Genomic DNA, 11,710 nt, shown 5'->3' with positions numbered 1-11,710 from the left:
CACCCCAGCGCCGGAGCCGGCCGCCAGCGGGCGGAGTCGGGGGAAGGTCGCTCACGGGAGGCGGAAGCTCCGCCGCGCCTGTGAACGGTTTGTTAACAGCCCGGCGATGCCGCGCGCGGGCCGGTTGCGGCGGCGTCACTTCCGCGATAGACGGTCCACCGGCACGATGTATGATGACCAGACATCATGACGTTTCAGGGAAGGACCCGCACATGCCCATGACTCCCTCCGCGATGGCGCAGCAGATCGGCAGCGGCCTGCTCTCCTTCCCGGTGACGCATTTCCGGCCGGATCTGAGCTTCGACGAGGCGCCGTATCGCGCGCATGTGGCCTGGCTGCTGGAGCATGACCCGGCGGGGCTGTTCGCCGCCGGCGGCACGGGCGAGTTCTTCTCGCTCTCCCCGGCCGAGGTGGAGCGCGTGGTGCGCGCGGCGGTGGCCGAGACGGCGGGCCGGGTGCCGGTGATCGCGCCTTGCGGCATGGCGACGCCGATCGCGCAGGATCTGGCGCGCTCGGCCGAGTCGGCGGGGGCGGATGGGCTGCTGCTGCTGCCGAACTACCTGGTCAATTCCGAGCAGGCGGGGCTTGCCGCGCATATCGAGGCGGTGTGCCGCAGCACCGGCCTCGGCGTCATCGTCTACAACCGCGACAATGCGATCCTGAACGAGGACACGCTGGCGCGGCTGTGCGAGCGCAACCCGAACCTGGTCGGCTTCAAGGATGGCGTCGGCGATATCGAGCTGATGACGCGGGTCTATGCCAAGCTGGGCGACCGCCTGACCTATGTGGGCGGCCTGCCGACGGCCGAGACCTTCGCCCTGCCCTATCTCGAGATGGGCGTGACGACCTATTCCTCGGCGATCTTCAACTTCGTGCCCGGTTTCGCGCAGGCTTTCTACGCCGCGGTGCGCCGCCGCGACCGCGAGGCGGTGTTCCAGGGGCTGCGCGATTTCGTGCTGCCCTATATCGCCATCCGCAACCGGAAGAAGGGTTATGCGGTGTCGATCGTGAAGGCGGGTTGCGCGGCGGTGGGCCGTCCGGCCGGCCCGGTGCGGGCGCCGCTGACCGATCTGGAGCCGACCGAGATGGCCTCGCTGACCGCGCTGATCGAGGCGCTGCCCGCCCAGCTGGCCCAGGCGGCCTAACTGAAGGCGGGGTCCGGGGGGACCCTGTCCCCCCGGTGGAGGGGCCTGGGGAGGCAAAGCCTCCCCAGACTCGTTGTCAGCCCTTGGCCGTCGCCACCGCCGCGCGGGCGGCCTGCAGCAGGATGCCGCTGTCGTTCAGGATGGTGGTCAGCTTGAAGCCCATGCCGATCATGCGCTTGGCGTAGGCGGCGCTGCCATTGTGCAGGCCGACGGCGAGGTTGCGCTTGCCGCATTCCGACAGCAGGCGCTCGTAGATCTTCAGGATCTCCGGCTCCTCGCGGTCCAGCTTCGGCGGCAGGCCGAGGGAGAGGCCGAGGTCGGAGGGGCCGACATAGATGCCGTCGACGCCCGGCGTGTCGAGGATGGCTTCCAGGTTGTCGAGGGCCTGCTTGGTCTCGATCATCGGGATCACCGCGATGTCGCGGTTGGCCGTCTCGAAATAGGTGCCGGCCTCGCCATAGATGCCGGCGCGGATCGGGCCGAAGCTGCGGGTGCCCTCGGGCGGGTAGCGGCAGGCGGAGACGAGGGCGGCGGCCTGCTCGGCGGTGTTCACCATCGGGCAGATGACGCCCATGGCGCCGGCGTCGAGCACCTTGCCGATGATGCCGGGCTCGTTCCAGGGCACGCGCACCATTGGCGTCACCGGGTGCGGCTGCATGCCCTGGAAGCAGGCGACGGTGGAGAGGTAGTCCTGCACCCCGTGCTGCATGTCCACGGTCAGGCTGTCGAAGCCGGCCTGGGCCATGGTTTCCGCGCTGAAGGCGCTGGGGATGGCCAGCCAGCCATTGACCACGGCGCGGCCTTGCGCCCAGGCCTCTTTCACCTTGTTCGCCATTGTAATTCCATTTCCTCCGGGACGGCGGGATTGAAACGCTAGGACTCGCGCCGGGGGGCGTCAACGCGGGTCGGGCAGGAAAGCGCGTGGCGCGGGGCGCCGCCGATCGGCGCCCTTTCCGGCCGCCCGCGCCGGGCGTAGCCTGCGCGGCCATGCCGAGCCCGCTTCCCCCCTCGCCTTCCCCGCAGCCTTCCCCTTGGCGCGTCGCCTCCGAGACGGCGCCGCTGCGCGACGTGCTGGTCTGCCCGCCGGACCATTATCGCTGGCTGCCGACCAACAGCATCGCCCGCCGCACCTTGGCCGAGTCCCGCCAGGGGCCGGCGCTGCCGCACCTCCAGGCGCAGCATGCCGAGCTGGTGGCGGCGCTGGAGCAGGGCGGCGCGCGGGTACACCGGCTGCGGCCCGAGCCGCACCTGCCCTACATGGTCTACACCCGCGACAGCGTGGTGGTGACGCATCAGGGCCCGGTGCTGTGCCAGCTGGAACGCCCGCAGCGCCGCGGCGAATATTTTTTCCTGTTCGACTGGCATCGGAAGCAGGCCAGCGAGTTCTGGAAGATGTCCAATGCCGGCACGCTGGAGGGGGGCGACATCCACATCCTCCGCCCGGGCCTGGCCGTCATCGGCCATTCCGGCGGCCGCACCGACGAGGCGGGGGCGGAGCAGCTGGCGGGCTGGCTGCGCGCCGAGGGCTGGGAGGTCCGGCTGCAGCCCTTCGAGGAGCATTTCCTGCATCTCGACGTGCTGTTCTGCATGGCGGCACCCGGCCTGGCCGTCGCCTGCGAGGAGGTGCTGGACGAGGACTTCCTGGCCTGGCTGCGCGGCCATGGCATCCGCACCCTCCCGGTCGGCTATCGCGACGCCATGCAGCTCGGCTGCAACATCCTGGCGCTCGGCGGCGACAGGGTGATCTCGGCGCGCGGCAGCACGGCGCTGAACGCCGCCTTGCGCGCCGAGGGGCTGACCGTGCTGGACCCCGAGCTTTCGCTGTTCACCCTGGGGGGCGGCGGCCCCCATTGCCTGACCTGCCCGCTCGCGCGGGAGGAGGAAACTGCATGACCATCGACACCAACCCGCTCGACACCGTGCTGGCGGCGGCGCGCGCCTTCCTGGGCGAGCGGCTCTCCACCAATGCCTCGATCCGCGAGCAGCATTCCAAGGGCGAGGATTCCAACCCGCCGGTGCTGCCCGACGCCGTCGCCTTCGTCGAGACGACTGAGGAGGTCTCCCGCCTGCTGGCGCTGTGCCACGCGCATGGCGTGCCGGTGACGCCGTTCGGCGCCGGCACCAGCCTGGAGGGGCATGTGGTGCCGGTGCGGCGCGGCCTCAGCCTGGACCTGTCGCGCATGAATGCGATCCTGGAGGTGAATGCCGAGGACATGGACTGCCTGGTGGAGCCGGGCGTCACCCGCCACCAGCTGAACGACTTCCTGCGCGACCAGGGGCTGTTCTTCCCGGTCGATCCCGGCAGCCATTGCACGCTGGGCGGCATGGTGGCGACGCGCGCCAGCGGCACCAACGCGGTGCGCTACGGCACGATGCGCGAGGCGACGCTGGGGCTTGAGGTGGTGCTGGCCGATGGCCGCATCCTCCAGACCGGCGGGCGCACCCGCAAATCCGCCAATGGCTACGACCTGACGCGGCTGTTCATCGGCTCCGAGGGCACGCTCGGCGTGGTGACGAAGATCCGGCTGCGGCTGCACGGCATCCCGGAGGCGACCACCGCCGCGGTCTGCCAGTTCGACAGCCTCTCCGCCGCGGTCGAGACGGTCATCATGACCATGCAGGCCGGCATCCCGGTCGCCCGCATCGAGCTGGCGGATGCCGACCAGATGCGCGCCTCCATCGCCTATTCCAAGCTGCCCTATGCGGCCCTGCCGACGCTGTTCCTGGAATTCCATGGCAGCCCGGCGGGGGTGCGCGAGCAGGCCGAGGCGGTGGAGGCGATCGCCACGGAGATGGGCGGCCAGGGCTTCGCCTGGGCCGAGGACGCGGAGAGCCGCAACCGGCTGTGGAAGGCCCGCCACGACGCCTGGTGGGCGGCCAACGCGCTGTATCCGGGTTGCCGCGGCATCACCACCGATGTCTGCGTGCCGATCTCCCGCCTGGCGGAGGCGATCGTCGGCGCCAAGGAGGCGGCGGTGGCGATGGGGCAGAACACCTGCATCGTCGGCCATGTCGGCGACGGCAATTTCCACTGCGTCATCCTCTTCCCCGCCGACGATCCGGAGGGGCTGCAGAAGGCCTGGGCGCTGGACCGCCGCATCGTCGCGCAGGGGCTGGCGCTGGGCGGCACCTGCTCGGGCGAGCACGGCATCGGCCTCGGCAAGCGGGAATTCCTGGTGCAGGAGCACGGGGCGGAGGTGCTGGACGTGATGCGCGGGCTGAAGGCCAGCCTGGACCCGAAGGGCATCCTGAACCCCGGCAAGCTGTTCCTGGACTGAGGCGTGGCGCCGCCCCGGCCGGGACCGGCCGGGGCCGCCCGAAAAAAGTCACCCCTGCTGACCGGTCCGGGGGCCGCTGCATGGATGACAAGGCGAAAGGAATCCCCGAAACTGGGTGTGACCGGTGCGCGTCGCCGGAACGTCCAAGGGAGCCTAGAGCCAATGATCCGTCGTCAATTGCTGGCAGGCGGTGCCGTGATCGGTGCCTCCGCCCTGGCGGCCCCCGCCATCGCGCAATCCGCCCCCGAGATCCGCTGGCGCCTGGCCAGCTCCTTCCCCCGCTCCCTCGACACCATCTACGGCGCGGGCGAGCATGTGGCGAAGCGGGTCGCGGCGCTCACCGACAACAAGTTCCAGATCCGCGCCTTCCCGGCGGGCGAGCTGGTGCCCGGGCTGCAGGTGGCGGATGCCGTGCAGAACGGCACGGTGGAATGCGCCCACACCGCCTCCTACTACTTCGTCGGCAAGGACCCGACCTTCGCCTTCGACGGCGCGGTGCCCTTCGGCCTGAACATGCGCCAGATGAACGCCTGGCTGCAGCAGGGCGGCGGGCGCGACGTGATGAAGGACTTCTTCGCCAGGTACAACATCGTCTCGATCCCGGCGGGCAACACCGGCGCCCAGATGGGCGGCTGGTTCCGCAAGGAGATCCGGACGGTCCAGGACCTGAACGGGCTGAAGTTCCGCATCGGCGGCTTTGCCGGCAACGTGCTGCAGAAGCTCGGCGTGGTGCCGCAGCAGATCGCCGGCGGCGACATCTACCCGGCGCTGGAGAAGGGCACGGTGGACGCGGCCGAGTGGATCGGCCCCTATGACGACGAGAAGCTCGGCTTCAACCGCGTCGCCCCGTTCTACTACTTCCCCGGCTGGTGGGAGGGGTGCCTCAACCTCTCCATGTACATCAACAAGGCGAAGTATGACGAGCTGCCGCCGCTCTACCGCGAGGCGCTGGAGAGCGCCTGCCGCGACGCCACGATCGAGACGATGGCGAAATACGACGTGCAGAACCCGGCGGCGCTGCGCCGGCTGATCGCCTCCGGCACCCAGCTGCGCGCCTTCCCGCGCGAGGTGATGCAGGCCTGCTACAAGGCCGCCTTCGAGCTGTATGACGAGACGGCGGCCCGCAACGAGAACTTCAAGGCGGTCTACGAGCACTGGAAGGCGTTCCGCGAGACCCAGTATGGCTGGTTCCGCGTGGCCGAGAACAGCTTCGACCAGTTCGTCTACGCCATGTACGGGCAGGAGGCGCAGCAGCGCCGCTGAGCGCCAGCCCCCGCCCGCCGGCCGGGAGGCCGGGCGGGGGCCGTCCCGCAACTTCCGTCTGCCAGCACCGGGGTTTTCCGGCTAGTGGACGCCACCGGCCGGGGCCGGCGCCGCGCCGCCCCCTGCCACGCCCGCCCGCGCCGGGTCCCCGGCGCCGGCTTTCCTTGGTGATTTTGGGAGGACCCCCCGGATGGGTGCCCTGCTTGGCTTCAGTCGGGCGATGGACAAGGTCAGCACCGCCATGGGCGTGATCGCCTACTGGCTGGTGCTGCTGGCCGTCGTGACCAGTGCCGGCAACGCGGTGATGCGCTACGGCATCAGCTATTCGTCGAATGCCTGGCTGGAGGTGCAATGGTACTTCTTCGCCGGCATCGTGCTGCTCGGCGCCGCGCCCACGCTGATGCGCAACGAGCATGTGCGCGTCGACCTGGTGTTCGGCAGCCTGTCCGAGCGCAAGCGGCTCTGGGTCGACGTGTTCGGGCTGGTGCTGTTCCTGCTGCCGGCCATGGGGCTGATGGTCTGGATGACCTGGCCCTTCTTCCTCGACAGCTATCTGCGCATGGAGGAATCCTCGAATGCCGGCGGGCTGATCCGCTGGCCGGTGAAGCTGCTGCTGCCGCTGGGCTTCGCCCTGGTCTGGCTGCAGGGGCTGGCCGAGCTGATCAAGCGCATCGCCCTGCTGCGCGGCATCCGGCCGGCGACCGAGGTCGTGACCGAATACCAGCGTCCCGACCAGTAACCCGCAACCGTTATCCGGAACCCTCCTGCGATGCTGACCCTAGAGATGATGCCGCCGCTGATGTTCGGCGGCCTCGTCATATTCCTGCTGATCGGCTTTCCGGTGGCCTTCTCGCTGGCCGCGGTCGGGCTGTTCTTCGGCTTCCTCTCGATCGAGCTGGGCTTCTTCACCACCGCCTATCTGGGCAACATGCCCTTCCGCGTCTTCGGCATCATGTCGAACGAGCTGCTGCTCTCCATCCCCTTCTTCACGCTGATGGGGGCGGTGCTGGAGCGCTGCGGCCTGGCCGAGGACCTGCTGGAAGGCACCGGCCAGCTCTTCGGCAAGGTGCCGGGCGGGCTGGCGGTCGCGGTGGTGCTGGTGGGCGCGGTGCTGGGCGCCATCACCGGCACGGTCGCCGCCTCGGTCATCGCCATGGGCATGATCTCGCTGCCGGTGATGCTGCGCTACGGCTATGACACGCGCATCGCCACCGGCGTCATCGCCGCCTCGGGCACCATCGCGCAGCTGATCCCGCCCTCGCTGGTGCTGATCCTGCTGGGCGACCAGCTCGGCAAGAGCGTGGGCGACATGTATGCCGGCGCGATCGGCCCCTCGATCCTGCAGATCCTGCTGTTCCTGCTGTTCATCGCGATGGTCGCCATCTTCCAGCCGCAGCGCGTGCCGCCGCTGCCGCCCGAGGCGCTGGGGCCGCGCGGCTGGCCGCTCTACTGGCGCGTCGCCAAGGGCATGGTGCCCTCGGTCGTGCTGATCTTCCTGGTGCTGGGCACCATCTTCCTGGGCCTGGCGACGCCGACCGAGGCCGGCGCCATGGGCGCCTGCGGCGCCATCCTGCTGGCCGCCGTCAACCGCCGCCTCACCTGGTCGCTGATGCGCCAGGCGATGGAGAACACCATGCGGCTGACCGCCATGGTGATCTTCATCCTGGTGGGCGCCACGGTGTTCAGCCTGGTGTTCCAGGGCGTCGATGGCGGGCTCTGGATCGAGCACATGCTGTCCCACCTGCCGGGCGGGCAGACCGGCTTCCTGATCTTCACCAACATCTTCGTCTTCTTCCTGGCCTTCTTCCTCGACTTCTTCGAGATCGTCTTCATCGTCGTGCCGCTGCTCGGGCCGGTGGCGGCCAAGCTCGACATCAACCTGGTCTGGTTCGGCGTGCTGCTCTGCGTCAACCTGCAGACCAGCTTCATGCACCCGCCCTTCGGCTTCGCCCTGTTCTACCTGCGCGGCGTGGCGCCCAAGACCGTGCGCACCAAGGACATCTACTGGGGTGCCATCCCCTGGCTGTGCATGCAGCTGGTGCTGGTGGGCATCGTCATCTCCTGGCCGGAGCTGGTGACCTACTGGCTGCATTCCGGCCCCGACATCGACCCGAGCACGGTGCGCATCGACGTGCCGATGCCCGACCTGCCGATGGACGACGCGCCGATCATCTTCAAGTGACGCGCCGCGGCGGGGGCCGGAGCCCCCGCCGCACCGTCCTTGCGGGAACCCCGCGCCGGGCAGCCGGCGCGGGTTTTTTTGGGCCCCGCGGGCCGGTCAGGCCGGCCCGGCGGGGGGCGCGCCGCGGGTCTTCCACAGCGACCAGACGATGCCCGCCGCCAGGATGGCGAAGGTGACGCCGAGCGAGAGCGAGGGCGGCACCTTGCCCGTCTCCGGGAAGAGCAGGTCGGCCACGAAGATCTTCGAGCCGATGAACACCAGCAGCAGCGACAGCGCGTATTTCAGGTAGTGGAAGCGGTGGACCATCGCCGCCAGGGCGAAATACAGCGCGCGCAGGCCGAGGATGGCGAAGATGTTCGAGGTGTAGACGATGAACGGGTCGGTGGTGATGGCGAAGATCGCCGGCACCGAATCCACCGCGAAGATGACATCCGCCACCTCCACCAGGATCAGCGCCAGGAAGAGCGGCGTCATGAACCAGGCGGCGCGCCCGGTCTGCGGGTCCGGCCGGCGGATGAAGAAGCGCTCGCCATGCAGCTCCTCCGTCACGCGGAAGCGGCGGCGGATGAAGGCCAGCAGCGGGTTGCCCGCGATGTCGGGCTTGGCGTCGGCCATGCGCCACATCTTGACGCCGGTGAAGATCAGGAAGGCGGCGAAGAGGTAGAGCACCCAGCCGAATTGCTGCACGATGCTGGCACCCAGCCCGATCATCAGCGCGCGCAGCACGATGACGCCGAGGATGCCCCAGAACAGCACCCGGTGCTGGTACAGGCGCGGCACGGCGAAATAGCCGAAGATCATGGCGATGACGAAGACATTGTCCATCGCCAGCGTCTTCTCGACGATGAAGCCGGTCCAGTAGAGCTGGGCGGCGGTGGCGCCGTCGAGCGCGCCTTCCAGCGGCGGCCGCAGATGGTCGAAGGAATACCAGACCCAGCCGCCGAACAGCAGGCCGAGACCGATATAGACGGCCGAGAGCACCAGGCTCTCGCGCGCGCCGATCTCCCGCGTCTCGCGGTGCAGGACCCCGAGGTCGAGCACCAGCAGAAGGATGACGAGGGCCATGAAGGCCAGCCACATCCAGACGGGCGTGGCCAGGAAGCTGGCGGTGAGGAACTCCAATTTCGGCTCCGGCATGGTCGGGTTCCCCGGGGGGAACGGGATCAGGGCGATGTGTCCGACATCGCAGGCGCAGGAGGCTGCGCTGCCAGAGGGAACCGGACAGTGAAGGACATGGTCGCGCCGCCGCCGGCCATCAAGCGCCGCGCCCAGGCTGATGTCGATTTTCCTCCGGCAGGCCGGGCCTGACGCGGCGCCCCGGGCGGGCGGTGTCATGCAACGGTCACGCGGCGGCGCGCGGCGCCGGCGCTAGGGTCCGCGCCTCTGTCCAACACGCGGATCGAACCATGCGACGCCTGCTGCTCGCCACCTGCCTGGCCCTGCCCACCCTGCTCGCCGCCCCGGCCTGGGCGGCGCCCGAGATCACCATGCTGGAGAGCGACGACCCGGCGCTGCGCCTCGGCCGCCACCAGTTTCCGGGCGGGCGGGTGACGGAGTTCACCATCGGCATCGGCAGCGCCGCGCATCACCGCGCCGGCGACCCGGCCGACATCGTCTACACCCTGTCCGACCGCGGCCCGAACATCGCCTGCGCCGATGCCGAGGCCTTCACCGGCCAGAAGCCGGCCGAGATCTGCGCCGCCGATCCGCGCGGCCGCATCTACCCGGTGCCGGACTATTCCCCGACCCTCTATGGCGTGCAGCTGCTGCCCGAGCAGCGCCGCTTCCGGGTGTTCGAGGCGATCGCGCTGAAGCGCCCGGACGGCCGGCCGATCACCGGCCTGACCAACCCGCTGCCCGGCCGCACCGAGCAGCCGCTGGACGGCCAGGGCCGGCGCCTGGCCTTCGACCCCGCCGCCATCGATGCCGAGGGGCTGCTGCGCCTGCCGGATGGCCGCTTCTGGGTGGGCGAGGAGAACGGGCCCTCCCTGGTCGAGGTGGCGGCCGATGGCCGCATCCTGCGCCGCATCGTGCCGGCCGGCACCGAGGGCGAGTTCGCCGGCGCCGGCTACCGCATCGAGCCCGGCCTGCCCGCCATCCTGGCCCGCCGCCAGTCCAACCGCGGCATCGAGAGCCTGGCCGGCACGCCGGATGGCGCCACGCTCTACGCCATCCTGCAGAACCCCCTGGCCAACCCCGACGCCGCCGCCTACCGCGGCGCGCGCAACACGCGGCTGATCCGCTTCGACCCCGCCGCCGGCCGTGTCACCGGCGAATGGGTCTATCAGCTCGACGCGCCGCAGAGCTTCCGCAACGACCCGTCCGACCGGCAGAGCGACCCGCGCATCTCGGAGATGGCCTGGCTCGGCCCCGACCGGCTGCTGGTGCTGGAGCGCACGGAGAAGACCACCAAGCTCTACGAGGTGCGGCTCGACCAGGGCGCCACCGACATCGCCGGCAGCGCCTGGGACGATGCCGCCACCCGCCCCAGCCTGGAGCAGCTGCGCGACCTCTCCGGCAGCGGCGTGATGGCCGTGACCAAGCGCCTGGTGCTGGACAGCGCCGACCATCCCGAGCTGCCCGGCAAGATCGAGGGCATCGCCCTGCTGCCCGGCAACACGCTGATGCTGATCAACGACGATGATTTCGGCATTGGCGGCGAGCGCACGCGCATCGCCCTGGTGCGCGGCGCCCTCGAATGGTGAGAGGCTTCAGCCGCGCCCGGCCGCCCATCCGGCGCGGCTGGCGCGGTCCTCCGCCGCCACCGCCAGGCCGAGCAGCGGGCCGAACTTGAAGCCATGGCCGGAGAAGCCGCTCATCAGCATGGTCCGCTCGCCGAGCGGCTCCAGCAGGAAGCGCTCCTCCGGCTGCACATCGTAGTAGCAGGCGCGGGCGCCGAGCACGCGATAGGCGGCGGCCTCGCGCAGCCGCGGGCGGGCCAGGTCCAGGATCGCCTCGGCCTCCGCCGCGCTGGCCTCGCGCGGATCGGCCTCGGCATCGCCCTGGCAGGAGAAGCGGTGGTCGCCGATCTTCAGCGCCGTGCCGGCCACCGGCGGCACCGCGTAGAAGCCGCCCTGCGCCGAGAGGTCCAGCAGCATCGGCGCCTGCGCCCAGGCCTCGCGCTGCCCCGCCGGCGGTTCCAGATACACCACGATCTGGCGCGAGGCGGTGACCCGCCCGGCCAGGCCCGGCAGGAAGCGCGGCGCCCAGGGGCCGGCGGCCAGCACCAGCAGGTCGGCCTCCAGCACCGCGCCATCCTCCAGGTGCAGGCGGGCGCGGGCGGGGTCGGCCTCCGTGGCGCGGCCCCGGCGGAAGGTGACGCCGCGCCGCTTCAGCAGCGCGGCCAGCGCGGCGACGATGCGGTTGGCGAGCAGCACGCCGCCGGTTTCCATGTGGAAGGCGTCGCCCACCCCGGCGGCGCGCAGCATGGGGAAGCGCGCCTCCAGCGCCGCCGCGCCGAGATCGGCGAAGGCGTGGCCGTCGCCGGCCAGGGTGGCGCGGCTTTCCGCCAGCCAGCCGCCGCCGGCATCGCCCAGCGCCAGCACGCCGGTGGGCACGTAGAGGCGCTCGCCCAGTTCGGCCCAGAGCAGGTCCCAGGCGGCATAGGCCTCGTCCACCATGCGCATGTAGCCGCGCTCCGCCCCGTAGGCGTGGCGGATCAGCCGGTGCTCGTCGACGCTGGCGCCGCGCGGGTTGGGGATCTCGTCCTGCTCGACGATCGTGACGGACCAGCCGGCCCGGGTGAGCCCCCAGGCGGCGGAAAGGCCCATGATCCCGGCCCCGAGGACAAGCGCGTTCGGCATGGCGGGGAGGATGGCAAAAAGCGGAAGCCAGACAAGAGG

At 70.5% G+C, this 11,710-nt stretch carries 10 protein-coding genes; 7 read left to right on the top strand and 3 right to left on the bottom strand.

Annotation, left to right across the window (positions count from 1 at the left end; translation table 11 throughout):
- Positions 1-212 precede the first annotated feature (212 nt).
- Positions 213-1,145, top strand: a complete 933-nt coding sequence (gene kdgD / locus HMPREF0731_RS14645) for a 5-dehydro-4-deoxyglucarate dehydratase (protein WP_007004937.1) — start codon at positions 213-215, stop codon at positions 1,143-1,145.
- Positions 1,146-1,221: 76 nt separating this feature from the next.
- Here kdgD and HMPREF0731_RS14640 read toward each other — a convergent pair whose 3' ends face one another.
- Positions 1,222-1,980, bottom strand: a complete 759-nt coding sequence (locus tag HMPREF0731_RS14640) for an HpcH/HpaI aldolase family protein (protein WP_007004936.1) — start codon at positions 1,978-1,980, stop codon at positions 1,222-1,224.
- A 152-nt stretch (positions 1,981-2,132) separates the two neighbouring features.
- Between HMPREF0731_RS14640 and HMPREF0731_RS14635 the strand changes: the two genes are divergently transcribed.
- From HMPREF0731_RS14635 to HMPREF0731_RS14615, 5 genes are all read left to right on the top strand, one after another.
- A complete protein-coding gene (locus HMPREF0731_RS14635) occupies positions 2,133-3,038 on the top strand; it encodes a dimethylarginine dimethylaminohydrolase family protein (protein ID WP_007004935.1) in 906 nt (301 codons plus the stop codon).
- Positions 3,035-4,423 carry an FAD-binding oxidoreductase gene (locus tag HMPREF0731_RS14630; protein ID WP_007004934.1) on the top strand — a complete coding sequence of 463 codons (1,389 nt, stop codon included), beginning with the start codon at positions 3,035-3,037 and terminating at the stop codon, positions 4,421-4,423. The genes HMPREF0731_RS14635 and HMPREF0731_RS14630 overlap by 4 nt, the downstream gene beginning before the upstream one ends.
- 195 nt (positions 4,424-4,618) lie before the next feature.
- Positions 4,619-5,686 (top strand): TRAP transporter substrate-binding protein, encoded by a 1,068-nt coding sequence (locus HMPREF0731_RS14625; protein WP_420493610.1) that lies wholly within the window; start codon positions 4,619-4,621, stop codon positions 5,684-5,686.
- A gap of 190 nt (positions 5,687-5,876) precedes the next feature.
- Complete coding sequence (locus HMPREF0731_RS14620) at positions 5,877-6,425, top strand: TRAP transporter small permease subunit (protein WP_007004932.1); 549 nt, start codon at positions 5,877-5,879, stop codon at positions 6,423-6,425.
- A gap of 30 nt (positions 6,426-6,455) precedes the next feature.
- Positions 6,456-7,868 (top strand): TRAP transporter large permease, encoded by a 1,413-nt coding sequence (locus HMPREF0731_RS14615; protein ID WP_007004931.1) that lies wholly within the window; start codon positions 6,456-6,458, stop codon positions 7,866-7,868.
- 96 nt (positions 7,869-7,964) lie between these two features.
- On the opposite strand, the gene HMPREF0731_RS14610 is transcribed toward HMPREF0731_RS14615, so the two are convergent.
- The gene (locus tag HMPREF0731_RS14610; RefSeq protein ID WP_007004930.1) at positions 7,965-9,005 is read right to left on the bottom strand and encodes a TerC family protein; all 1,041 of its coding nucleotides are present in this window, start codon (positions 9,003-9,005) and stop codon (positions 7,965-7,967) included.
- A gap of 269 nt (positions 9,006-9,274) precedes the next feature.
- Here HMPREF0731_RS14610 and HMPREF0731_RS14605 point away from each other — a divergent pair, with 269 nt between their 5' ends.
- Entirely contained in the window at positions 9,275-10,573 is a 1,299-nt protein-coding gene (locus tag HMPREF0731_RS14605; RefSeq protein WP_007004929.1) for an esterase-like activity of phytase family protein, read from the top strand.
- A gap of 6 nt (positions 10,574-10,579) precedes the next feature.
- On the opposite strand, the gene HMPREF0731_RS14600 is transcribed toward HMPREF0731_RS14605, so the two are convergent.
- Entirely contained in the window at positions 10,580-11,671 is a 1,092-nt protein-coding gene (locus HMPREF0731_RS14600) for an FAD-dependent oxidoreductase (protein ID WP_040613392.1), read from the bottom strand.
- Positions 11,672-11,710: the final 39 nt, after the last annotated feature.

Origin of the sequence: Pseudoroseomonas cervicalis ATCC 49957 (genome assembly GCF_000164635.1) — a bacterium.
GTDB lineage: Bacteria > Pseudomonadota > Alphaproteobacteria > Acetobacterales > Acetobacteraceae > Pseudoroseomonas > Pseudoroseomonas cervicalis.
Note: the sequence above shows the minus strand (reverse complement) of the source record. Positions and strands in the feature narration are given on the sequence as shown.

Coding starts and splice junctions, on each gene's coding strand:
- kdgD (WP_007004937.1), top strand. CDS start 213: ATGCCCATGACTCCCTCCGCGATGGCGCAGCAGATCGGCAGCGGCCTG.
- HMPREF0731_RS14640 (WP_007004936.1), bottom strand. CDS start 1,980: ATGGCGAACAAGGTGAAAGAGGCCTGGGCGCAAGGCCGCGCCGTGGTC.
- HMPREF0731_RS14635 (WP_007004935.1), top strand. CDS start 2,133: ATGCCGAGCCCGCTTCCCCCCTCGCCTTCCCCGCAGCCTTCCCCTTGG.
- HMPREF0731_RS14630 (WP_007004934.1), top strand. CDS start 3,035: ATGACCATCGACACCAACCCGCTCGACACCGTGCTGGCGGCGGCGCGC.
- HMPREF0731_RS14620 (WP_007004932.1), top strand. CDS start 5,877: ATGGGTGCCCTGCTTGGCTTCAGTCGGGCGATGGACAAGGTCAGCACC.
- HMPREF0731_RS14615 (WP_007004931.1), top strand. CDS start 6,456: ATGCTGACCCTAGAGATGATGCCGCCGCTGATGTTCGGCGGCCTCGTC.
- HMPREF0731_RS14610 (WP_007004930.1), bottom strand. CDS start 9,005: ATGCCGGAGCCGAAATTGGAGTTCCTCACCGCCAGCTTCCTGGCCACG.
- HMPREF0731_RS14605 (WP_007004929.1), top strand. CDS start 9,275: ATGCGACGCCTGCTGCTCGCCACCTGCCTGGCCCTGCCCACCCTGCTC.
- HMPREF0731_RS14600 (WP_040613392.1), bottom strand. CDS start 11,671: ATGCCGAACGCGCTTGTCCTCGGGGCCGGGATCATGGGCCTTTCCGCC.